Source organism: Sphingopyxis sp. GW821-FHT12C06, from assembly GCF_058807415.1.
In genome coordinates this window covers 432,808-455,989 of record NZ_JBXAQR010000001.1, presented here as the reverse complement: position 1 = coordinate 455,989, position 23,182 = coordinate 432,808, and the positions used below count along the sequence as shown (strand labels likewise).

Genomic DNA, 23,182 nt, shown 5'->3' with positions numbered 1-23,182 from the left:
TCCCTGAACTTTGAACCTGCAGGAGCATTGCTATGAGTATCATCGAAGGCCTGATCGGCCCCATCGCCAAGCTGATCGACAAGATCATCCCCGACCCCGAAGCGCGCGACCGCGCCAAGCTCGAACTCCTCAAAATGGAGGGCAGCCAGGAAATGGAGGCCATCCGCACCCGGATGACCGCGATCGTCGTCGAAGCGAACAGCGCCGACCCGTGGACCAGCCGCGCACGGCCGAGCTTCCTCTATGTCATGTATGCGCTGCTGCTCTGGGCCATCCCGATGGGCCTGATCGCCGCCGCACGCCCCGACATGGCCAAGGGGATCGCCGAAGGCATGAACGCCTATCTCGCAGGCATCCCCGAACCGCTCTACGCGCTCTTCGGGACCGGCTATCTGGGATATACCGCCGCGCGGGCGTGGGGGAAGTCAAAGGGGGTTGGGGGCTAGCGACGGCAGGTGATTTTATTCCCCGGCGAAAGCCGGGGCCCGGAAGGGCAGTATGATTTCGTGAGCCCCGGCTTTCGCCGGGGAACAGCCTTCATCCGACTTCGCTACCCTCAACCACCTCCGCCAGATTGGCGAGCGAACTATTCAAGCCCTCGACATGATCCTTGGCCGAAATCCCCGGCGGCACATGATGCGCGTCGATCGTGACCAGCGTACCGCCGCCCTGCCGCGACAGATACCAGTGCATCGCCATCGTTCCAGAAAAGCGCGGATCGTCGGACTCGAACTCAACCTGCCACACCACCAGCCGCCCGTCGTCGAGTGTCGGGATATAGACTTCCACAACATCGCTATCGTCGTCGCTCTTGGTCTCGACATCGGTGTCGTCAAAGGTCAGCCGCATCAAAAAGCCGCCGCCCGCGCGCAGGTCGACATGCTCGAACATCCCCGTCGCCCCCTCGGGTGGCAACCATTGCGCGAGCTTCGCAGCGCTCGTGAACGCCGCAAAGACATCGACCAGCGGCGCGGCGATCAGCCGTTCGGCGTGATCGATGCGCCGCGTCTTCTTGGTCGGTTTCAAGCGAGCGCGGCTTTAACCGCCGCGACGGCGTCGTTCGCCGCGCCGCCATCGGGCCCGCCGCCTTGCGCCATGTCAGCGCGGCCGCCGCCGCCCTGTCCGCCAAGCGCCGCAACCGCCGCCTTGACCAGATCGACCGCGCTATGCTTGCTCATCACATCTTCGGTCACGCCGACCGCAACCGAAGCCCGCCCGTCATTGACCGCCACCAGCATCGCGACGCCGCTGGCGAGCTGCTTCTTCAGCCCGTCGACCGTACCGCGCAATTCCTTGGGGTCGAGCCCGTCGACGACCTGCGCGATGAACGCCGTGTCGCCAATCTGCTCGACCGCCGGCCCGGTGGCGCCACTACCGCCGCCCATCGCCAGCGCCTTCCTGGCATCGGCGAGTTCACGTTCGGCCTTCTTCAGCGCATCGGCCATCGCCGCAACGCGCGCCGGCACATCATCGGGCGAAGTCTTGAGCGCCGCCGCAGCGGCCTTCAACGCCTCGTCGCGGCCGTTCAGCCACAGGCGCGCCGCTTCACCGGTCAGCGCTTCGATCCGCCGCACGCCCGAAGAGACCGCGCTTTCACCGACGATCTTGAGCAGCGCAATGTCACCCAATGCGCGGACATGCGTGCCGCCGCACAGCTCGACCGAATAATGATGATCATCGTCATGCCCCATGCTGAGCACGCGCACTTCGTCGCCATATTTTTCGCCGAACAGCGCCAGTGCGCCCGCCGCGACGGCATCGTCGGGGGTCATCAACCGCGTCGTCACCGCGTCATTGCCGCGGATCTGCGCGTTCACTTCGGCCTCGACGTCAGCGATTTCTTCGACGCTTAGCGCTTTGGGGTGCGAAAAATCGAAACGGAAACGATCCTCAGCAACCAGGCTGCCCTTTTGCGTGACATGTCCGCCCAAGCGGTTGCGCAGCGCCGCATGCAGCAAATGCGTCGCGCTATGGTTGGCGCGAATGCGGTCGCGCCGCGCCGCATCGACGGTCAGGCGCACGGTGTCGCCGACCTTCAGCGTCCCCGCCTCCAGCTTCGTCTGATGCGTGTGCAGCCGCCCGAGCGGCTTGCCGGTATCGCTGACCGACGCCTTTGCGCCCTCCAGCGTCGTGATCGTGCCCGCGTCGCCCATCTGGCCGCCGCTCTCGCCATAGAAGGGCGTCTGGTTGGTCAGCACGATCAGCTCGTCGCCGGCCTTGGCTTCAGCAACCGATGCGCCGTCCTTGACCAGCGCAATCACCGTGGCTTCGCCGTCGGTCGAGGTGTAGCCGGTGAATTCGGTGCTGCCGTGGGTTTCGGCGATATCGTACCAGATTTCGTCCGATGCCTTTTCGCCGCTGCCCTTCCACGCCGCGCGCGCCGCCGCTTTTTGCTGCGCCATCGCCGCGTCGAAACCGGCGCGATCGACCGCGATGTCCTGCGTGCGCAGCGCATCCTCGGTCAGATCATAGGGGAAGCCGAAAGTGTCATAGAGCTTGAACGCGACATCGCCGGGCAAGGTCGCACCGGCGCCCATCCCCACAGTCGCCTCGTCGAGCAGGCGCAAGCCCTTGTCGAGCGTCTGGCGGAATTTGGTTTCCTCGCGCTCCAGCGTCTCGGCAATCAGCGGCTGGGCGCGGATCAGCTCGGGATAGGCGGCGCCCATCTCGGCGGTCAGCGACGGCAACAGCCGGTACATCAGCGGATCCTTGGCGCCGAGCAGATGCGCGTGACGCATCGCACGGCGCATGATCCGGCGCAGCACATAGCCGCGACCCTCGTTCGACGGCAGCACGCCGTCAGCGATCAGGAAGCTCGATGCGCGAAGGTGATCGGCGATGACGCGGTGGCTCGCCTGCGTCGCGCCCTCGGCCGGAACGCCGGTCTGGTCGACCGACGCGGCGATCAGCGCCTTGAAAGTGTCGGTGTCATAATTATCATGGACGCCCTGCATGACCGCGGCGATGCGCTCAAGCCCCATGCCGGTGTCGATGCTCGGACGCGGCAGGTCGATGCGGTCACCCGGCGCACGCTGGTCGTACTGCATGAACACGAGGTTCCAGATTTCGACGAAGCGATCGCCATCCTCTTCGGCCGATCCCGGCGGGCCGCCCCAGATATGGTCGCCATGGTCGTAGAAGATTTCGCTGCACGGCCCACACGGCCCGGTGTCGCCCATCGACCAGAAATTATCATTGGTCGCGATACGGATGATGCGTTCTTCGGGCAGGCCCGCGATCTTCTTCCACAGCGCGGCGGCCTCGTCATCGGTGTGATAGACGGTGACGGTCAGCCGTTCGGGCGCAAGGCCCCAGGCCTTGGTGATCAGCGTCCAGGCGTGATGGATCGCCTGTTCCTTGAAATAGTCGCCGAACGAGAAATTCCCCAGCATTTCAAAGAAAGTATGGTGGCGCGCAGTGAAACCAACATTGTCGAGATCGTTATGCTTGCCGCCGGCCCGTACGCATTTCTGCGATGACACCGCAGTGCTGTACGGCCGGGTTTCGAGCCCCGTGAACACATTTTTGAACGGCACCATGCCCGCGTTGACGAACATCAGCGTCGGGTCATTGTGCGGCACCAGCGGTGCCGACGGTTCAATGTGATGGCCTGCCCCGGCGAAATAGTCGAGGAACGAGCGGCGAATGTCGTTGGTCGATGTCATGCGCGCGAATTAGGGACTTTGCGGCGATGCGACAAGCCGGGAAACGTCGATGGCCTCAATCGGCCGCTTCGATCAGAAAGCCGTCGCGATCCCCTTGCCCAGATAACAGGGCAATTGGCGCAGCACGTCGGCCTTCGGAACGCCCTCTTCGATCATGTCGGCGGGAACTTCGGATGTGTCGGTCCGCACGACGGTGAAGGCCGCGCCCGATGCGGCGCGGTGGACGACGACATAGCCGCAATCCATCGTCCGATCCCTTCGATCGCCGCGAAAATCAAAGGCGGCGTAAAGCCCCGGCGGCTGCCCGGCGGGATCGCGATACCAGCTCAGCCTGAGCACGCGGATCGTGCCGTCGGCCCACAGGACCGGGCGCTTGCGCAAGTTCATTTCCCATTCGAGCCGCGGCGACGACGCCTGCAACGACAGGCGCAGCATTGCATAGGCGGCGTCATAGTCCCGGTGCGCCAGCGCCATCGTATAGGCCGCAAAACGATCCATCGCGTCGCGCTCGTCACCCGCCGCCAGCTGGAAATCCTGACCGTCAGGGCCTGCGGTCACCCGCTCGACGTCGGCGCCGAGCAGCGGCGATTGCGCCGCCGCGCCGGTGCCGACGAGCAGCGCCGCTGCCGCAAATATCCCCCAACGCCGATCAATAGCCATAATAGGCGCCGCCTTTTTTCCGCGCGCGCTGCCACGCCGCCCGCCCGTGGCACATGTTCACAAATCCGGCGAGCTTGGGATAGCGCGGCGCCATGCCCTGCATGATCGCGATTTCGGCGGGGAAGCTCAGCATGATGTCGGCCGCCGACAGCTCATCGCCGATGAAATGACCATTATCGCCGACACGGCTTTCCATGAAGCTGAAATGCGCGTCGAGTTGTTGCGTGATCCGCGGCTCGATCGGCGCCGCCGCTTCGCCGAGCCGGGCGGTATAGAGGCGCAGCAGGATCGGCGTCATTGCCGAGCCTTCGGCAAAGTGCATCCATTCGAGATGGCTGACATGATCGTCGGTGCCGCGTTCGGGTACGAAATGGCCGCCGCCATGCCGCTCGCACAAATATTCGGTGATCGCGCCCGATTCGATGATCACCCGGCCCCTCCCGCCGGAGGCGGAATCGTCGAGTTCCTCGATCAACGGCGACTTGCCGAGCGGATGGACCGCCAGAAGTTCGGGCGGGGCGAGATTGGTGATCGCGTCGCGATCGTAGAATTTGATCTCATAGGGGGCGCCAAGTTCTTCGAGCAGCCACAAGATGCGCTGCGAGCGGCTGTTGTTGAGATGATGGACGATCAGGCTCATGGGCTCTCTCCTTGTCAAATCAGGGTCGATAGGGTCCGTTGCAGTCGATCAGCGCGGCAAGCTCGCGCACCAGCTTGGCGCCGAGAATCGCGGTGACGCCGCCAATATCGCGGCCGGGATGATGTTCGACGATATCGGCGCCGATGATCGGCCCCGTCTGCCGTGCCAGCACCACAAGCAACTCGCGCACCGTCAGCCCGCCCGGTTCGGGATGCGCAACCCCGGGCGCCGCCGACGGATCGAGCCCATCCAGATCGATCGAGATATAGAGCGGCCCATCGAGCACGGGTACCTGCTCGGGGGCGAAACCCGCCATCGGCAGTATCTCGACCCCGAAGCGCGCCGCCTGTTCGCGGCAATGACGGGTCAGTGTGCGAACGCCGACCTGTACCAGCCGCGCCGCATGCCCGGCCTCGCAGATGCGCGCAAAGGGCGAGGCATGGCTGCGCGGATTCCCGTTGAAATCATCGTACAGGTCGGGATGCGCATCGAAGTGCAATATGTTGACGGGACCGAAGCACGCCGCCGCCGCGGCGACGAGCGGGAAGGTCACCGCATGGTCGCCCCCGAGCGCGAGCGGTACCTCGCCATTTTCATGCAGCATCACGACATGGCGGTGGATTGCAGCGTCGTCGCGCACCGTATTTTCGCTGAGCGGCAGGTCGCCGTCGTCGATGAACGCGATGTCGCTACCGATCTCGCCGCCCATCTCGCTCGCCAGATTGCCGCGATCGCTCCACAGCGCCGCGCGGATCGCGGCGGGTCCGCCCGCCGCTCCGCGCTCGAAACTGCTGTTGATGTCGGTGGGCAAACCAAAGAGGCGGATCGCGGGCATGGCGCGTTGTACCCGTTGACGGGCCTCAGGCAAGGATCAAGCGGAGTCCAGGAAAATCAACGGCGGACGGGCCAGTCTGCAAGAGAGGGCAAGTGCAGGTCCAAGGGGCTTGTTGGGGCCCGCCGCCGTTCGCCAGCCGGTCCGCCGCAAGGAAGCGAACCGGCCGGATGGCTATCAATCGTCGGTATCGACCTCGTCGCTGCCGATCATCATTTCTTCGGCAACCTGGTCGGTCTTGCCGCGAATTGCGATTTCCAGACGCTCCATCAACTCGGGATTGGCCTTGAGGAAGGTCTTCGAATTTTCGCGGCCCTGACCGATGCGGATCGAATCATAGCTGAACCAGGCGCCCGATTTCTCGACGATGCCCGCCTTGACCCCCAGATCGAGAATCTCGCCAATCTTGGAAATGCCCTGCCCGTACATGATGTCGAATTCGACCTGTTTGAACGGCGGCGCAACCTTGTTCTTGACCACTTTGACGCGCGTGGTGTTGCCGACGATTTCGTCGCCATTTTTGATCTGGCCGGTACGGCGAATGTCGAGACGGACCGAGGCATAGAATTTCAGCGCATTGCCGCCGGTCGTGGTTTCGGGGTTGCCGTACATCACGCCGATTTTCATGCGCAGCTGGTTGATGAAGATCACCATACAGCGCGAGCGGCTGATCGAACCGGTCAGCTTGCGCAACGATTGCGACATCAGGCGCGCCTGAAGCCCGACGTGGCTATCGCCCATTTCGCCCTCGATTTCGGCGCGCGGCACCAAGGCCGCAACGGAGTCGATGACGAGGATGTCGATGGCGTTCGAGCGTACCAGCGTATCGACAATCTCAAGCGCCTGCTCGCCTGTGTCGGGCTGCGACACGATGAGTTCGTCGATATTGACGCCAAGCTTGCGGGCATAGACGGGGTCGAGCGCATGTTCGGCGTCGACAAAGGCGGCGGTCCCGCCACCCTTTTGCGCTTCGGCAATCGCATGCAGCGCCAGCGTCGTCTTACCCGAGCTTTCGGGGCCGTAAATTTCGATGACGCGTCCGCGCGGCAAGCCGCCGACGCCAAGTGCGATGTCGAGCCCGAGCGACCCGGTCGAGATCGCCTCGACCTGCATCGTTTCCTTCGAGCCCAGTTTCATTACCGAGCCCTTGCCGAACGCGCGATCGATTTGCGCGAGCGCGGCGTCGAGCGCCTTCTGCCTGTCCGTGCTGTTCACTGATTTCCCCGATTCGACGAGTGATAATTGTCCGGCCATAACCGTCCCTTTCCTGCTCTAGAGCGAAGGCAGTAGCATCGCAACGCCGGACCCATGTACGACATTTGTTCTCTAAGAACAAGAGTGGAACAAAAAATGACGAATTGGAAGCCAAGTCGCGCTATTTCGCGAAAAATTCACCCAAAGCGCTCTCGATGTCGTTGATCCGGAACGGCTTGTTCACCAACCGGCGATGAGCGTGCGCAGACGGGATGACGTCACCGCCGCCCGAGGTGAAGGCAAAGGGAATGTCGCGCTCCGCCAGCGCGTCGGCGACCGGCCACCCCTTTTCATCACCCAGATTGATATCTACCAGCGCCCCCGCGATCGACTCGGCCGCGATGATCGCCAGCGCCTCTTCGTTGCTCGTCGCTTGCGCGGGCTCGGGCAGATCGAGCGCGTCGAACATATCGACGAGCATCATACCGATGAGTACGTCGTCCTCGACGAGAAGGATGCGGCGACTATCCATCATGCGATGCCCGGCGTGCGGCCTCGTCGAGTGCCACCGACGTCGCCTCGGCGAGCTGCGCGACCGAGAAAGGCTTGGGCAGGAAAGCAACATCGTCGATATCGATCGACTGGCGCAGTTGTTCCTCGGCATAGCCCGACATGAAGAGAACGGGAAGATCGGGCCGCTTGATGCGCAGCGCGCGAACCATCGCGGGGCCATCCATCGTCGGCATCACGACGTCGGTGATGATCAAATCGACCTTCTCCATCTGCGCAAAGCGCTCGAGCCCTTCTTCGCCCTGCGACGCGGTGACGACGGTATAACCGGCGCGAGTCAGCGCACGCTCGGCAACGGCGCGTACCATATCCTCATCCTCGACGAGCAAAATGGTTCCGGTGCCCCACTGGCTCTTCTTGGGTTTCACCGGCGGCACGGGCACCACCGGCGTATCACCGTCGGAGCGGTGGACCGGCAGGTAGATGGTGAAGCTCGTCCCCTGCCCCGGCTTGCTGTCGGCAAAGATGAAGCCCGACGATTGCTTGATGATGCCGTAAACGGTCGACAGCCCCAGCCCCGTCCCCTTGCCGACGTCCTTGGTCGTGAAAAAGGGTTCGAAAATCTTGGGCAGCACGTCGGCGGGGATGCCGGTGCCGGTGTCGCTGACCTTCAGCGCGCTATAATCAGCGGGCGGCATGATATCATTGCCCAATTGCCGGGCCTCGGCCGCCGACACCGGATAGGTATCGATGGTCAACGTGCCCCCACCGGGCATCGCGTCGCGGGCATTGACCGCCAGATTGACGATGACCTGTTCGAGCTGCCCGGGATCAGCGCGCACCGCCCCCAGACCGCGGCCATGATGCACCGACAACTGGATCGTGTCGCTGATCAGCCGTTTCAACAGGTGCGAGACCTCTGAAATCACGTCGGGCAATTGCAGGATTTGCGGGCGCAGCGTCTGTTGCCGCGAAAAGGCGAGTAGTTGCCGCGTCAGGCTGGCCGCGCGATTGGCGTTGCTGCGGATTTGCTGGATATCGTCATAGTCGCTGTCGCCGGGGGTGTGCCGCATCAGCATCAAGTCGCAGCTGCCGAGCACCGCAGTCAGGATATTGTTGAAGTCGTGCGCGACCCCGCCAGCAAGCTGCCCGACCGCCTGCATCTTCGACGCCTGTGCGACCTGACGCTTAAGCCGCGATTCTTCGCTCGAATCCTTGAGGCTCAGCAGCACCGCCGCTTCGCCGAGCCCGCGCACGCCGACCACGCGGATCGACACGGGTTCGTCGCTTTGCCCCGCGAGCCGGATCGACAGGTCACCCCCGACCTGCTGCCCGCTGCTGTGGCGACGGATCATGTCGGCGAGCGCGCCCTTATCCTCGCCGACGACGATATCGCCAGGATAGCGCGGCGTCTTGCCTTCGGCGACCCCGGCGGCGCGAATGAAGGCGCGGTTCATATAAAGAAAGCGGCCATCGCGATCGACCATCGCAAGCCCGAAGGGGAGCAATGACAGCAGAGTTTCGACATAGGCCTGCGCAGTGCCGCGATCGGCCGGCCCCATTTCCTCGTCGAGCATTGCCAGTAACATCGGACCATTGCTGTCCGCCGGAACCAGCGGGATCTGCAGCATCCGCACCGGGGTCGCGCGATCGCCCTCGCGCGCAAAATAGAGCGATCCCGAATCGTCGAGCCGCAGCATCGCGGCGACATCGCGGCCGGTATATTGGGCCGTGTCGCCCTCTCCCAAGGCGCGGAGCAGAAAGGCCTGATTGGCGACGCGCAGCCGCCCTTCGGCATTGACGAGCGCGGTCATGACGCCCGCCTGTCCCAGCGTCCGGCCCGCCGGGCCGTCGAGGTGGCGGACGATTTCCGATGCCAGATCGAGCCGTTCGAGCGCGGAGAAGCGCCAGACCAGATAGTCCTCGGCTTGTCCGGTGCGCGTCACTTGCGCGCGCATCCGCAGCGCACCGATCGCGACGTCATCGGCAACGCCTTCGCCGTCGCGCCAAGCGGTGCGTCCGGCGTTCTTGAGCAAGTCGGGACCGCGGCCCTCCAGCGGCAAGCCGGGCGGGGTCACGAAACCGCCCATCCACGTTGCGAACAGATCATTGGCGCAAACGAGACGGCCTGCGCGGTCGGTCACCGCGATGGCGACGTCATCGTGATTGACCGCAGCGCGCAGCATCGTCCAGTCGGGTAGCGCGGCCTCGCCCGTCGCCGCGGCGGGAAACAGCCGACGCGCCAGCAGGACGCCGCCAGCCGCGACGGCTAGCCCCGCGAGGAAGCCCGCCGCCAAAATCATGTCGTCTGTGGCCCAGAACAGGAGCGCGACCGATAGCAACGCCAGCCCGCCGAGCACCGCCGCGTCGATACGCGACAGCTGCGGCGGGGCTAGCAGCGGCCCTGCGGAGCCGGCCTCCCTGCTGAAATCAGTATCAGCGGAAGGCAGGCTTTGCGCGGTCAATGACAGTCTTTCTTATTGGTGCATCACCAGATGCGAACACGATCCTTGGGGGCCAGATAAAGCTTCTGACCTTCCTTCACCTGATAGGCCTTATACCATGCGTCAAGGTTGCGCGAGACCCAAGCCCGCTGGATCGAGGGCGAATGCGGATCGGTCGTGATCCGCTGCGACAGATTCTGCTCGCGATAGTTGCGCCGCCACACCTGCGCCCAGCCGAGGAAGAAGCGCTGGTCGCCGGTCAGCCCGTCGATCACCGGCGCCGCCTTGCCGCCGAGCGACTTTTTATAGGCGTCATAGGCAATGGTGAGGCCGGCGAGATCGCCGATATTCTCGCCGAGCGTGAAGGTGCCGTCGAGATGCTCGCCGGGCAGGATTTCATAGGCGTCATATTGAGCAATCAGCGCCTTGCCCGCAGCTTCGAACGCCGCGACGTCAGCAGGAGTCCACCAGTCGGCAAGCCGGCCATTCTCGTCATATTTCGCGCCCTGATCGTCGAAATGGTGGCTGATTTCATGACCGATCACCGCGCCGATACCGCCATAGTTGATCGCAGCGTCGGCATGGGGATCGAAAAAGGGCGGCTGCAGGATCGCGGCCGGGAACACAATCTCGTTCATCCCGAAATTGGCGTAGGCGTTGACCTCCATCGGGGTCATCCCCCATTCCCAGCGACGGATCGGACCGCCAAGGCGGCTGATATTATCATCGTGGGCAAACTGGTTCGACCGCAGCGCGTTGCCGAACAGATCGTCGGCCCGGATTTCCAGCTTGCTATAATCCTGCCAGCGGTCGGGATAGCCGATCTTCGTTGTAAAATTGGCGAGCTTCTTTTTCGCCTTCACCTTGGTCTGCGGCTGCATCCATGAGAGATTGCTGATCCGCGTGTCGAGCGCCGCAAGGACGTTCTTGACGAGCACATCCATCGCCGCCTTGGTTTCAGGCGGAAAATATTTCGCGACATAATCCTTGCCGACCGCTTCGCCCATATTATCCTTGGTGAAGTCGACTGCACGCTTCCAGCGCTCCTGCATTTGCGGTGTGCCCGACAGCGCGGTGCTGTAAAAGGAGAAGCTCTCCTGAGCGACCGCATCGGGCAGGACGTCCGCAAAGCCATCGAGGCTGCGGACGAGCAGCATATCTCGAACGACGCCGATCGGGGCGCTGGCGATCAGCTTGGCTTCACCCGAAAAGGCACTCGGCTGCGCGACCAGCAGCGCGTCTTCCTTGACCCCGACACCGCGGATGAAAGCGGCCCAGTCGAAGCCGGGCGCAGCCTTGGTCAGTTCGACGATGGTCATCTTGTTGTAGATTTTTGTCGCGTCGCTGCTGTCATTTTTGTCCCAATGGACCGCCGCAATCTGCTTTTCGAAATCATAAATCGCCTTGGCGCGCGCCGCGGCATCCTTTTCGCCCGCCAGCGTCAGCACATTTTCCAGATGCTTCAGATAGGCCGCCTGCAGCTTCGTGTTGCGTTCATTGTCCTTCAGATAGAAATCGCGGTCGGGCATCCCCAGACCGCCTTGCCCCATCGAGTAGATATAGACGTCGGGATTCTTGTCGTCCTGGCCGACATAGCCACCAAAGAAATGCTGGATACCATTGCGGTCGGCTTCGGCGAGCAGCGCGGGCAGGCCCGCCTTCTCGACGGCGCGCACCTTGTTCAACCATGGCTGGATCGGTGCCAGCCCCTTCGCCTCAACCGCCGCCCCGTCAAGATAGGCGGCATAGGCACGGCCGATCATGCTGCTCGGGTCGCCTTTCGCGGCTTCCAATATTCCGCGGGTGCGTTCCTGTGACAGATCGCCGAGCGCTGTGAACATGCCATAGTTCGACTTGTCGGCCGGAATCAGGGTATTCTTGGCCCAGGTACCGTTGGCAAATGCATAGAAATCGTCGCCCGGCTGAACCGTCTTGTCCATGCCCGTAGTGTCGAAACCGAAGGTGCCCAGCGCAGGCTTGGCGGCGATTTGAGCGGTCGGTGCAGCGACCTTTTCCTTGGCAGCAAGGCCAGTGGCGGGCGCCATGCCCAGCAGTATTGCGCCCAGCGCGGCGGTCGCCATCAGGCGCGAAGGATGAGTCAGACGGTTCATGATGTTCCCCGGATTTTCAAGACAAACGAGATATGCCGCGCGGACGGCACGGCAAAACTTTGTGATGGGAACAGCTATACGCGCGCGAACCCGCGCGGTTCAACCGGCGGGCGTGTCGCTCGTCGATGCCTCAAGTCGTTTGTCGCGCGAACGGCGCAATTTCCGGCGCCAACGCAGGCGAATCCAATTGTCCCAGAACAGGGTCGCGAGGAGATAGCCAACGACCGCCGACACCAGCGAGATGACGAACAGTCCCGCGATCAGCGCCGGCGCGGCATCAGACACGACCCAGCGGGTCCATTCGCCGACCGATGCCCCCTTGTCGAGCATGATTGAAAAGGTCGCGACATTGGCGTGAAGCCCGAACATGCTGTCACCCAGCCACACCGAGGCCGCGATGATGAACGGCGTCGTCGCCGGGTTCGACAGAAATGTCATCGCCGCGCCGATCGGGATGTTGGCGCGGAATGGCAGCGCCAGCAAGGCGACGCCCAAAATCTGCACGCCGGGTAGCAGGAAAAAGATACCGACGAACAGGCCCAGCGCTGTGCCGCGCGGTACCGACGTGCGCGTGAAGCGCCACAAATGGCTGTGCGCGACCCGGTGCGCGAAAGGCCGCACGAAGCGGCTCGCGAGCAGTTCTTCGCGCGTCGGCGAATTGCGACGAATCCAGTTCATCACCGCCGCCTTGTCGCGAGGCTTGCCGCCGCTCATCCGCGATCCTTCATCAAGCGCTGCTTGTCGCGCTTCCAGTCGCGCTCTTTGATCGATTCGCGCTTGTCGTGCGCCTTCTTGCCCTTGGCGATCGCCAACTCGACCTTGGCGCGGCCGCGGCTATTGAAATAGACCGACAGGGGCACCAGCGTCATACCCTGACGCGCCACCGCCGCGTGCATCTTGTTGATCTCGCGCCCGCTCAGCAACAATTTGCGCGGGCGCTTGGGTTCGTGATTGTGCCGGTTGCCGTGGCTGAATTCAGGGATGTTGCTGTTGACCAGCCACACCTCATGCCCCTTCACCTCGGCATAGCTTTCGGCGATCGTCCCCTCGCCGAAACGCAGCGCCTTGACCTCGGTGCCCTGCAACGCGATCCCCGCCTCGAACACCTGTTCGATGGCAAAATCGTAGCGCGCGCGCCGGTTCTCGGCGACGACCTTCTTTTTGTCGAATTCGGGCGCAGACTGGGGACGGGCCATAACGAAAGCCTATAGCACTCCCGCCGACGCCAGCGCAGCATCGATCGCACCACGCCCCGCGTCGTTCGCCGGAATGATCGGCAGCCGAACTTCGGGATCGAACCAGTCGTGCACGCGCGACAGCGCATATTTAACCGGAGCGGGCGAGGTGTCGGAGAACATCGCATTATGCAGCGGGAACAGCCGTTCGTGCAGCGTCAGCGCGCTCGTCCAGTCGGCGGCGGCGACGGCGGCGGCGAATTGCGCACAGAGGCGCGGCGCGACATTGGCGGTGACCGAGATGCAGCCGACGCCGCCCAGCACTGCATGCGACAACCACAGATCGTCATTGCCGCTTAGCTGGCAAAAACCCTTGCCCGCCCCGGCGCGAAGCGCCGTTACGCGTGCGAGGTCGCCGCTGGCGTCCTTGATCGCGACGACCGACGCGATGTCGGCGAGCTTGCCCATCGTTTCGGTGCTGATGTCGGTGACCGTGCGGGCCGGAACATTATAGACGACGATCGGCAGGTCGCTGGCATCGGCGAGCGCCTTGAAATGCGCAAGGATGCCGTCCTGGCTTGGCCGGTTGTAATAGGGCGCGACAACCAGCGCCGCCGCGGCGCCTGCCGCCTGCGCATAGCGCATGTGACGAATCGCGGTCGCGGTGTCGTTCGATCCGCATCCGGCGATCACCGGAACCCGGCCCGCCGCCGCCTCAATGCAGCAATCAATTACCTGATAATGTTCGTCGAACCCCAGCGTCGCGCTTTCGCCGGTCGTGCCGCACGGAACCAGCGCGCTCGTTCCTTCACCGATCTGCCAATCGACGAACCGTTTGAACGCCGGTGCGTCGAACGCCCCGTCGCGAAATGGCGTCACCAAGGCGGGAATCGACCCCGAAAACATGCTGGACTCCTTTACAAAAACAGGCCCGCGACCGATAAGATGGCCGAGCGCGCCCGCTAATGGACGCCTATTCAGCGACCCGCAAGGAGTTTGGCACTAGCATGGCCGCTATGATTTCGCTGTCCCACATTTCCCGCCTTGCGCTTGCCGCGGCCCTCCTCATCCCGACCGCTGCCACGGCGAGTGAACTGACCCCGGAGCAAATGGCTTGGTATCGCGCCCAGATGGGCCTTGCCGCCACGTCGGGTCCGCCACCATCGACCAGTTCGGTCGGCGACGCAGTGATGGAATGGCGCCGACTGACCGCGAACACCGGCGCGTCCTTCGACCAGCTGTCGCGATTCCTGATGACCAACAAGGGCTGGCCCGACGCCGACAAGATGCGGACGCGCGCTGAAAAGGCGATCGCGATCGACAGTTTCGATCCGGCACGCACCCTTGCCTATTTTCAGGCCTATCCGCCGCAGACCGCGAGCGGCCAGTTGCGCTATGCTCTCGCGCTGAACGCCAGCGGCCGCCGCGACGAAGCCAATACCGCCGTGCGTCGCGCCTGGACGGGTGGAACGCTCGACGAAGCCGAGACGAACCGGGCGCTCAGCCTGTTCCCCGGCGCGATCAGCCTCGCCGATCATGATGCGCGAATGGACCGGTTGCTCTGGTTGGGCGCCACCGCCGCCGCAAGCCGTCAGCTCGCCTATACCTCGTCAGACAAGCGGAACGTCTTTGCCGCGCGCCTCGCGATGCGCAGCGGTGCAGTCGATGCCGCGCTTCAGGCGTCGGCGGTCGAAAGCGCCAACCCGTCGCTTACCCGCACCGATGCCGGTTATATCACCGACAAGGCGACCTGGCTGCGCAAGGCCAACCGCGTCGGCGAGGCCCGCGCCTTGCTCGCCGGGCCGCGTTCGCTCGCCAAAGCGCCGACCGATACCGAGGAATGGCTCGAAACCCTGCTGACCAATGCGCGTCAGGCCGACGCTGCGGGCGACAAGCAGACCGCCTATAACATCGCGCGCCAGCTTGACGATGCGTTCCCGGCTGGCACCGTCATTCGCGAAACCGGGCTCAGTGTTCGCGACGACTATACGTCGCTAGCCTGGCTCGCCGGCCAGCTCGCGTACAAGGACCTCCGCCGCCCGGCCGAGGCGGTACGACTGTTCCATACTTATGGCGAAGCCGCGCGCTCGGCACAGACACGCACCAAGGGCTTTTACTGGGCCGGCCGCGCCGCGCTGGCGGCGGGCGATCGCTCCACCGCCAATGCCCATTTCAACGACGCCGCACAGCATTATGACCAGTTTTACGGTCAATTGTCGCTCGAGCGGCTGAACCGCCCACAGCCCAAACCCGCCGCAACTCCGAAGATCCAGGTCGCCAGCAACGAAAAGCGCGCGTTCGAGGATGACCGGCTGGTCCGCGCGTCACGCGCGCTCGGCGAAATCGGCGCATGGCGCGAACAGTCGCTGTTCCTCCGCGCGATCGCACAAAAGGCGACCTCGCCCGCCGACCATGTGCTCGCGGGACAGCTGGCCACGCAGATCGGCCGCCCCGACCTGGGCGTCATGATCGGCCGCAGTGCGCAGGCGAACAGCCTCGACGCGGTCGAAGTGTCGGGCTTCCCGACCGTCCGCGTCCCCGCCGGACATGAAAGCAACTGGACCTTCATCCACGCGATCACGCGGCAGGAAAGCCAGTTCGACCGGCAAGCCGTGAGCCATGCCGGCGCGCGCGGGATGATGCAGTTGATGCCGGGAACGGCACGCGAAGTCGCGGGCAAGCTGGGGCTCAGCTATGACGCCGGATCGCTGACCGCCGACACCAATTATAATATCATGCTGGGGTCGACCTATTTCCAGCAGATGCTACGCTATTTCGGCGGCAGCTATCCGCTCGCGGTCGCCGCCTATAACGCCGGCCCGGGCAATGTGAACAAATGGCTGCGCGCCAATGGCGATCCGCGCGGCGGCGGGATCGAAATGATCGACTGGATCGAGGCGATCCCGATTTTCGAGACGAAAAATTATGTCCAGCGCGTACTCGAAAATGCCGTCGTTTATGACACGCTGCGCGAAGGCGGCGGGTCGCGGTCACAGGCGCCGCTGAGCTTCTACCTCGGCAAGCGCACCCCCGGCTGACAACTATGGCGGGGGGAAAGACGAACATCATCAGCCCGGCCGGCTTCGCCGCGCTGCGCGCCGAATATGATGTGCTGTTCGGCGAGGAGCGGCCGAAGCTGGTCGAGGTGATCAGCTGGGCAGCGGGCAATGGCGATCGCAGCGAAAATGGCGACTATATCTATGGCCGCAAACGACTGCGCGAGATCGACCGGCGGCTGACCTTCCTCGCGCGGCGGATGAAGGCGGCGCGGGTTGTCGATCCGGCCGCACAGCCCGATAAGGAGCGTATCTGGTTCGGCGCCACCGTCGAACTGGCCGACGACGACGATGCGCGGCGGATCGTCACGCTGGTCGGCGATGACGAGGCCGACGCCGGCGCCGGCCGCATCGGCTGGAACAGTCCCCTTGCCCGCTCGCTGCGCGGTGCAGCGGCTGGCGACCTGCGCACCGTCCACTTGCCCGCGGGCCCCAAGGAATGGGAAGTGATGACGGTCAGCTACCCCTGATCGCTATTCGCCGATCCCGGCGATGAGGTCGCGTTGATCCCTGCGCAATTCGGGCAGGTCGCGCGCCAGCTTCGCCCAATGGACCGCTTCCTTCGGGTCGACCGCCACACCCATTCCCCTGGCATAGGCATCGGCGAGGATCGCGCGCGAACCCGCAAAGCCCGCGCGCGCCGCGATGCCGCAATCGTTGATCGCAACCGCCAGAGTCTTGTCGGCGAAATGCGCTTCGCACAGCCAATGATTGCCTTCGGGGTTTCCGCCGTCGGCAATGCTGCGCAGCCGCGCCAGATTGGCAGCGCGGGTGCCGGGAAAATAGGTCAGCGCGAAAATGGCGGCGGGATGCCCTTTTTCCGCCGCCTCCATATAGAGCGTCTGCGAGCGGACAAGGTCAGGCCTCCCGAATGCACCTGCCGTCAGACGATAGGCCAGATGCGTTTTCGCTTTCGAAAAGCCAGCGTTCGATGCCGCAGTATAAAGGTCAAAGGCGCGCTTCACATTATCCGGCGTCGGATCGGTTTCGAGGAGCAGATAGGCCAGTTCCTGCTGCCCCGCGGCAAAGCCCTGCGCCGCCGATTGCTCGAGATAGGCGCGGGCGCGCGGCACATCCTTCTTCACGCCGACGCCGAGCGAAAACATGTAGCCGGCAAGATGCTGCGCAAGCGGATGACCGCCGTCGGCAAACGCGATCAGTTCCGCCGCAGGGTGACGCGACAGCACATCTGCGACAACGATCGGTTCATCCTCGATCGCCAGCCGATCGAGCGAGACGTCAGCGAGCGGGTCGGCCGCGGGCTTGAGCGCGCCGCGGGTGGCTGGCGGCGCCGGGGCGGCGCCGCCGGGCAGCGGCGTCACCGCCACGACGGGCGTGGGCCGCGCGGCCGGAACATCGGGCGGCGCAACGAGATAATAATCGTCGAACCAGCTGCCATAGTGAAAGGGTTGTTGCGGCCCCAACTCCATTCCATAGGTCCGCTTGTAAACTTCGCGCGAAACGACCTTGAAATAGTCGGAAATTTCGAGGCCCGGGATGGCCAGTTCCTTGACCACAGCGGCGGCGAAGGGGCTCACCGGCGATCCGGCCGGGGCGAAATCGAGCGCAGGGCGCCCCTTTGCCGTCGAATAGAAAACCGCGCCCTGCCCGATATCGAGCAGGCCGAGCGGCGCCGATCCCGTCTCGCCGTTTTTTACATCCGCATCTTCGACCCGCACGACAGGCTCGGCGGTGCGGCACGCATCGACGAACAACAGGGTGAAGGCACCGGCCGGAACGACATGCTTCACCAGCACTTCAATCGACAGAAAGCGTTTTTCGACATCGGCACGACGCGTCGCGGGCGGCGCGTCCATCGGCACCAGCCAATTGCGCCCGCCATATTCGAAACCATGTCCGGCATAGTAGATGAGGACTGACTTCGCGCCTTTCGCCTCAGCGGCAAAGCGCGCCAGTTCGGCATCGAGCGTAGCTTTGTTGGCGTTGCGGACGATCCGCGGCGCAATTCCGGCGCGCGCGAAAGCCTCGCAGACGAAGTCGATATCGTTGACCGCATTTTTAAGTGACGGCCATTCCCAGTCATTATAGGCGCTGTTGCCGATCAGCAGCGCGACCCGGTCGCCGTTGAGCGGTGCGGCGCCGCATGAGACAGAGGACTGAGCCTGCGCCACGGGGGCCATTGTCAGCGCAGCGAGCGCCGTCGCCGCAGAAAACCCGATCCGGCGCGCGTTGAAGATTCGCAGAAATCTGCGCAACTTCATTCTGAAATCGCATATTCGCGCCATCACTCTGTCCCCCGCAGCAACGGTAGGTCAGTGGCCAAATGTAGGAAAGCGCATTTTGCCCTGTGATCCCCATCACAATGTCGGGCATAATGGCCGGATAAAAGCAAAAACACATGGATTCGGCCAAAGGAGGGGTGCCGTGGAACGAAGCCTGGTTTTTCTCGCGTTGATCTTCGCGTCGGGCACAGCCCATGCCGCGCCGAAAGCCTCCGCCTCATCCGTGATGAGCGGCGCCGAAGTCCGCACTCTGCTGGCGCCGGGCGAAGAGGTCGAGGCGCGGGTCGATGGCGACCTCAACGGCGATGGCGAGATCGACACCGCGATGGTACTGGTGAAGGAAGACGATCGGATAGCGCACGCCTTTTTTGCTGTCCGCCAAGGGGCACGCATCACCCATATCCCCGCTGGTCAATTCAATCTTCTGCCCGGGGCGCTGGGTCCCGCCGAACTGTCGGTCGACAACGGGGTGCTGGTCATCCGGGATTTGACCGGCGGGACGAGCGCGACATCGGCCACCTATCGCTTTCGCGGCGAAACCGCGGCATCGAAGATGCGCCTGATCGGCCTCGACGCGACAGCCTATAGCCGGACCTATGCGCATGATGGCGCCGAGATGAGCTGGAACCTGCTGACAGGCGATATCATCACCGCGCAACTGAAGGTCGCGGCGGACGACAGCGACCGCGGTTATGACAAGGTCGGCGCCAAGCGCGCCAGACGACCGGCAAGCACCCTCTATATGGAAAACACGCCGAACCCCGAAGACGAACTGAACCTTATCATGGAGGGCAAATAAGGCCCCACCGCCTCTATTTCAGCAGCGCCGGAATAATCCAGGCTGCCGACAGGACGACGACCGCCCCGATCAACGAGATCGCCAGGACATAGCGGACATTATGTCCTTTGACGCCGCCGCTTGCCTCTTCATCGGTCATTTCAACATGGTCATCGACGATCTTCATGGTTCGCCTCCCTTGTACTGGTCCCTTTAGAACGCGGCCCACCCGCGGGCGGTTCCCGCGGATGAGTTTGGGGAGAATATTGCCAGAGGGTCTGTAAGCCGGGTTCTGTCCACCCCTTTTGACGGGGGATGGGCGATCATTCCTCTAGGCGAACGGTTACCCGAACGCTCAAGCAGTCAACCCGGACGGCTGGGCCGGAACCGACCCTGAATTGCTCCGTACCGTCCCTATTCGACCTTGCTCCCGGTGGGGTTTGCCATGCCGCGCCTGTTACCAGCCGCGCGGTGCGCTCTTACCGCACCCTTTCACCTTTCGCCGGGCCGAAGCCTTTGGCGATCTACTCTCTGTGGCACTTTCCCTGATCCGCACGAACGCGCGAACCGCCGGACGTTATCCGGCACCGTGGTTTCCGTGGAGCCCGGACTTTCCTCCCCCGGCGGGATACCCCACCGGCGGCGATCGCCCGACCCTCTGGCAAATGGGAGTATAGGCCAAAGCGAAGCACCGCACCAGCTATCCGTTCGCTCGACGCACACGGAATCTGAGGTGGCTCAATTTCCCTCGGGCTGGGGCAGCAGCAGCGCCAGCAGAATAGCGCGGCACTCGCCGTCGACGGTGCCGTCGATGAGTTCCGTACGAAAGCGGCGCTGAAAAGCCACCGTCGCGGCAAAGCCGTCGGTCACGTCATAGCCGAAGCGTTCGAGCGCCAGCAGAAAGCCCGCATCAGTCCACAGCGGGTCGGTGAGCTTCTTTGTCGGTCGCGGCAGCGCGAGACGACGGCGCGCCAGTTCCTCCCACGGGAACAGCTCGCCCGGATCCTGCTTGCGCGTCGGCGCGATGTCCGAATGGCCGACGACATTACCGCGTGTGATCGCATGGCGATCCTTGATCTGGTGGACGAGGCGGACGACCGAGGAGACCTGCGGATCGGGAAAGGGGACATAGCCCCATTCATGTCCCGGATTGACGATCTCGATCCCCACACTCGCCGAGTTGATGTCGCTGATGCCGCGCCAGTGCGACTTGCCCGCGTGCCAGGCGCGCTTTTCCTCGGGTACCATCCGGGTAATCTGGCCATCCTCGCCGACGACATAGTGCGCCGACACTTTTGCATCGGGATCGGCAAGCCGATCAATAGCTTCAGCGCCGGTCTTCATACCGGTATAATGAAGCACTATCATCGATACGGGCAGTCCGCGCTCGTCGAAATTCGGTGACCAGCGTTCGATAAAATCGCTCATGCGGTTCGCGACCCATGCTTTAATCCGCCCCGGTGCGGGAAGACGCCTGACCTGCGCCAGCGAAGGGCAAATTGCAAGCTCAGGCCGCTGCGGCGCGGCGCACTTGCTGATCAGCGGGCTCATACAGCCCGCGCAGCCGCGGGCTGGCGACGAACTGGTCAGTCTGGCCGAGCACCGTTTCCCCCGCACCGAGCACGAGGAAGCTTTGCGGTGCCGCCATCGCACGCAGTCGGGCGAAGGCCTTTTCCCGCATCGGTGCAGAGAAATAGAGCAGCAGATTGCGGCAGAAGATCAAGTCGGCGAAGCGCGCCAGCGGCGGCCGGTCGGTCAGCATATTCTGCACCGAAAAATCGATCCGGCGGCGCAAATCGGCCTTCGCCAGCCATCCACTCTCGGTCTGGTCGAACCAGCGCACCATGCGCTGCACCGGTAATCCGCGCTGGATTTCGAACTGGCTGTACAGCCCGATACGCGCGCGGCTGATCGCATGATAGCTGACGTCAGTGCCGACGATATCGACCTGCCAGCCAGCCCATTTGTCGCCCTGTTCGGCGATCAGCATCGCCAGCGAATAAGCCTCCTGCCCCGTCGAAACGCCGCAATGCCATACCGTCAGGCGTCGCCGGTCGGCATTGATGGCGCGTATTTTCTCAAGCGCCGTAACAGCAATGTCGTCGAATACGCTGTGTTCGCGATAAAAAAACGTCTCGTTATTGAGCATTGCATCAACTGTATCGTCGAGCAATTGTCGGCTGTTCGAGGTGACGAGCGCGGCAACGAGCGCATCGAGATCGGCAATGCCGTGGCGCTGCATCACCGGCTTCAGTGACATTTCAATGCGCCAGATACGGTTCGGCGACAGTGTCTGTCCCGTGCGTGATTCGAGAACGCCCATCAGGATGCGATAGACCGATTCGCTGGCAGTACCGCCCATCACGGCTTGCGACGTCCGGTCAGAAAGCCGCCGAGCATCAGCGCGATCGCATCAGGATTGAGCGTTGCAGCGGCCAGCCCCGCCTTGGCGACCGCTCCCGGCATGCCCCAGATTACACAGCTTTCGGGAGCCTGCGCAAAGATGGTTCCTCCCGCGGCCTTTAGCCGCGCCGCGCCGAGCACGCCGTCGCGACCCATGCCGCTGAGGATCACGGCGACGCCGCGCTTGCCATAGACGTCAGCGACAGCGCCCAGCATCGGATCGGCTGAGGGGCAACAGCCATTTTCGACCGGATGGCGCGCCAGTGCAATTTCGCGGCGACGCCCGTTCGCAACCACCATCAGATGCGCGTCGCCCGGCGCCAAATAGATATGACCGCGTTCGACCGCGATGCCGGCTTCGGCGACGTGGACTTGTCGCTTGGTCATCGTCGCGATCTGCTTCGCGTAAAACTCCATGAAGGCGTCGGGAAGATGCTGCGTCAGCAGAATAGGCGCGGTGATGCGCGGGTCGAGATGCGCGAGGAAGTTGGCGAAGGCGGGAATGCCGCCGGTCGAGGCGGCTACCGCGATGCACTCAATTGGCTGATCTGTGTCGATCGCCACCGCGACCGGCGCGGGGACCGGCATCGGCCGGTGCGCTACGCGAAGTACTGTCGGGAGCGGTGGCTGGTCGCCCAGTGTCAGGATGCGTTCGGTCAGGACTTCGGCAAAACGCCCCGAAAAGCTGCCGCGCCCCGGCTTGGCGAGTGTATCGCTGGCGCCGAGCGACAGCGCCTCAATTGCTGCGGGACCGCCCTCGACGCAATTGGACGAGAGGATCAGTACGCGCGCTTTCGCCGCGCGCTCCAGGATATGCGGCAAGGCATCGATGCCATTCATCCCCGGCATTTCGATATCGAGGATGACGACATCGACCGATTCGCACGCCAGATAGGCCAGCGCATCATGCGCCGAAGCGACCGAGGCGCAGATTTTCAGCGCCGGATGCTGGTCGACGATGCGTTCGAGAATGCTGCGCACGACCAGGCTGTCGTCGACCAACATGACCCGAACCGTTCGCGTCGATCGCGCGGGATCCGAAATCAGGGGTTGCGGCCGGGCCATTACAACGGCCTCAGGCGACGCCGACGAGCTGCAATTTCCCTTCGAGCGTTTCGCGATCGAACGGCTTCATCACATATTCGTCGGCCCCCGCTTCGATCGCGGTCCGGATATGATCGATACTGTTCTCGGTCGTGCAAAAGACGACCCGCGGCCTCTCTTCATGCCCATAATCGAGATCATTGAAGGCGCCCAGAAACTCCATCCCGCTCATCACCGGCATATTCCAGTCGAGCAGGATGACATCGGGACGATTGGTACGGCAGAAGGTCAGTGCCTCCAGCCCGTCGGCGGCCTCATCGACCGCAAAAGACATGCTTTCAAGGATATGGCGCGCGACCTTGCGAATCACTTTGCTGTCGTCGACGACCAAACAGGATTTTGACATTCTATTCCTCCGACCCCCCGG

At 63.5% G+C, this 23,182-nt stretch carries 22 protein-coding genes and 1 other RNA gene; 4 read left to right on the top strand and 19 right to left on the bottom strand.

The genetic code is table 11. The annotated features are described in order from the left end of the window. Positions 1-32 precede the first annotated feature (32 nt). Positions 33-446, top strand: a complete 414-nt coding sequence (locus AC1RRJ_RS01970; protein ID WP_493120028.1) for a holin family protein — start codon at positions 33-35, stop codon at positions 444-446. Between the two features lie 91 nt (positions 447-537). On the opposite strand, the gene AC1RRJ_RS01965 is transcribed toward AC1RRJ_RS01970, so the two are convergent. The 12 genes from AC1RRJ_RS01965 to dapA form a co-directional block, all read right to left on the bottom strand. Then, a complete protein-coding gene (locus AC1RRJ_RS01965; protein ID WP_493120027.1) occupies positions 538-1,026 on the bottom strand; it encodes an SRPBCC domain-containing protein in 489 nt (162 codons plus the stop codon). Continuing rightward, positions 1,023-3,665 carry an alanine--tRNA ligase gene (gene alaS / locus AC1RRJ_RS01960; protein ID WP_493120026.1) on the bottom strand — a complete coding sequence of 881 codons (2,643 nt, stop codon included), beginning with the start codon at positions 3,663-3,665 and terminating at the stop codon, positions 1,023-1,025. Before alaS ends, AC1RRJ_RS01965 begins: the two co-directional genes overlap by 4 nt. Positions 3,666-3,737: 72 nt before the next feature. Continuing rightward, positions 3,738-4,325: a hypothetical protein gene (locus tag AC1RRJ_RS01955; protein WP_493120025.1), complete on the bottom strand. Its 588-nt coding sequence runs from the start codon at positions 4,323-4,325 to the stop codon at positions 3,738-3,740. Continuing rightward, positions 4,315-4,965, bottom strand: coding sequence for a glutathione S-transferase family protein (locus tag AC1RRJ_RS01950; protein WP_493120024.1), 651 nt, complete (start codon positions 4,963-4,965; stop codon positions 4,315-4,317). Before AC1RRJ_RS01950 ends, AC1RRJ_RS01955 begins: the two co-directional genes overlap by 11 nt. Positions 4,966-4,984: 19 nt before the next feature. Beyond that, positions 4,985-5,800, bottom strand: coding sequence for an agmatinase (speB, locus tag AC1RRJ_RS01945; RefSeq protein WP_493120023.1), 816 nt, complete (start codon positions 5,798-5,800; stop codon positions 4,985-4,987). A gap of 174 nt (positions 5,801-5,974) precedes the next feature. Then, on the bottom strand, positions 5,975-7,051 hold the full coding sequence (gene recA, locus AC1RRJ_RS01940; protein WP_493120022.1) for a recombinase RecA: 1,077 nt from the start codon (positions 7,049-7,051) through the stop codon (positions 5,975-5,977). Positions 7,052-7,172: 121 nt separating this feature from the next. Further along, positions 7,173-7,526 carry a response regulator gene (locus AC1RRJ_RS01935; RefSeq protein ID WP_493120021.1) on the bottom strand — a complete coding sequence of 118 codons (354 nt, stop codon included), beginning with the start codon at positions 7,524-7,526 and terminating at the stop codon, positions 7,173-7,175. Next, positions 7,516-9,900 (bottom strand): hybrid sensor histidine kinase/response regulator, encoded by a 2,385-nt coding sequence (locus AC1RRJ_RS01930; protein WP_493120682.1) that lies wholly within the window; start codon positions 9,898-9,900, stop codon positions 7,516-7,518. Before AC1RRJ_RS01930 ends, AC1RRJ_RS01935 begins: the two co-directional genes overlap by 11 nt. Positions 9,901-9,989: 89 nt before the next feature. Continuing rightward, on the bottom strand, positions 9,990-12,056 hold the full coding sequence (locus AC1RRJ_RS01925; protein WP_493120020.1) for a M13 family metallopeptidase: 2,067 nt from the start codon (positions 12,054-12,056) through the stop codon (positions 9,990-9,992). A 99-nt stretch (positions 12,057-12,155) separates the two neighbouring features. Then, on the bottom strand, positions 12,156-12,770 hold the full coding sequence (locus AC1RRJ_RS01920) for a DUF2062 domain-containing protein (protein WP_493120019.1): 615 nt from the start codon (positions 12,768-12,770) through the stop codon (positions 12,156-12,158). Beyond that, positions 12,767-13,252 (bottom strand): SsrA-binding protein SmpB, encoded by a 486-nt coding sequence (gene smpB / locus AC1RRJ_RS01915; RefSeq protein ID WP_493120018.1) that lies wholly within the window; start codon positions 13,250-13,252, stop codon positions 12,767-12,769. Before smpB ends, AC1RRJ_RS01920 begins: the two co-directional genes overlap by 4 nt. A gap of 9 nt (positions 13,253-13,261) precedes the next feature. Then, on the bottom strand, positions 13,262-14,137 hold the full coding sequence (dapA, locus tag AC1RRJ_RS01910) for a 4-hydroxy-tetrahydrodipicolinate synthase (RefSeq protein ID WP_493120017.1): 876 nt from the start codon (positions 14,135-14,137) through the stop codon (positions 13,262-13,264). 101 nt (positions 14,138-14,238) lie between these two features. On the opposite strand from dapA, the gene AC1RRJ_RS01905 reads away from it, so the two are divergent. Together AC1RRJ_RS01905 and greB are read left to right on the top strand one after the other, a co-directional pair. Beyond that, positions 14,239-16,269, top strand: a complete 2,031-nt coding sequence (locus AC1RRJ_RS01905) for a lytic transglycosylase domain-containing protein (RefSeq protein WP_493120016.1) — start codon at positions 14,239-14,241, stop codon at positions 16,267-16,269. Between the two features lie 5 nt (positions 16,270-16,274). Further along, entirely contained in the window at positions 16,275-16,757 is a 483-nt protein-coding gene (greB, locus tag AC1RRJ_RS01900) for a transcription elongation factor GreB (protein WP_493120015.1), read from the top strand. Positions 16,758-16,760: 3 nt separating this feature from the next. Here the strand turns inward: greB and AC1RRJ_RS01895 are convergent, their stop codons facing one another. Continuing rightward, complete coding sequence (locus AC1RRJ_RS01895) at positions 16,761-18,509, bottom strand: caspase family protein (protein WP_493120014.1); 1,749 nt, start codon at positions 18,507-18,509, stop codon at positions 16,761-16,763. 163 nt (positions 18,510-18,672) lie between these two features. Between AC1RRJ_RS01895 and AC1RRJ_RS01890 the strand changes: the two genes are divergently transcribed. Then, positions 18,673-19,329 (top strand): hypothetical protein, encoded by a 657-nt coding sequence (locus tag AC1RRJ_RS01890; protein ID WP_493120013.1) that lies wholly within the window; start codon positions 18,673-18,675, stop codon positions 19,327-19,329. 13 nt (positions 19,330-19,342) lie between these two features. Here AC1RRJ_RS01890 and AC1RRJ_RS01885 read toward each other — a convergent pair whose 3' ends face one another. From AC1RRJ_RS01885 to AC1RRJ_RS01860, 6 genes are all read right to left on the bottom strand, one after another. Next, the gene (locus AC1RRJ_RS01885) at positions 19,343-19,495 is read right to left on the bottom strand and encodes a hypothetical protein (protein ID WP_493120012.1); all 153 of its coding nucleotides are present in this window, start codon (positions 19,493-19,495) and stop codon (positions 19,343-19,345) included. Positions 19,496-19,573: 78 nt separating this feature from the next. Next, positions 19,574-19,970, bottom strand: an RNA gene (gene rnpB / locus AC1RRJ_RS01880) — RNase P RNA component class A. Positions 19,971-20,046: 76 nt separating this feature from the next. After that, a complete protein-coding gene (locus tag AC1RRJ_RS01875) occupies positions 20,047-20,736 on the bottom strand; it encodes an N-acetylmuramoyl-L-alanine amidase (RefSeq protein WP_493120011.1) in 690 nt (229 codons plus the stop codon). Between the two features lie 79 nt (positions 20,737-20,815). Continuing rightward, on the bottom strand, positions 20,816-21,670 hold the full coding sequence (locus AC1RRJ_RS01870) for a CheR family methyltransferase (RefSeq protein WP_493120010.1): 855 nt from the start codon (positions 21,668-21,670) through the stop codon (positions 20,816-20,818). Further along, positions 21,670-22,776 carry a chemotaxis-specific protein-glutamate methyltransferase CheB gene (cheB, locus tag AC1RRJ_RS01865; RefSeq protein WP_493120009.1) on the bottom strand — a complete coding sequence of 369 codons (1,107 nt, stop codon included), beginning with the start codon at positions 22,774-22,776 and terminating at the stop codon, positions 21,670-21,672. Before cheB ends, AC1RRJ_RS01870 begins: the two co-directional genes overlap by 1 nt. Positions 22,777-22,786: 10 nt before the next feature. Continuing rightward, positions 22,787-23,161, bottom strand: coding sequence for a response regulator (locus AC1RRJ_RS01860; RefSeq protein ID WP_088474331.1), 375 nt, complete (start codon positions 23,159-23,161; stop codon positions 22,787-22,789). Between the last annotated feature and the right edge of the window lie 21 nt (positions 23,162-23,182).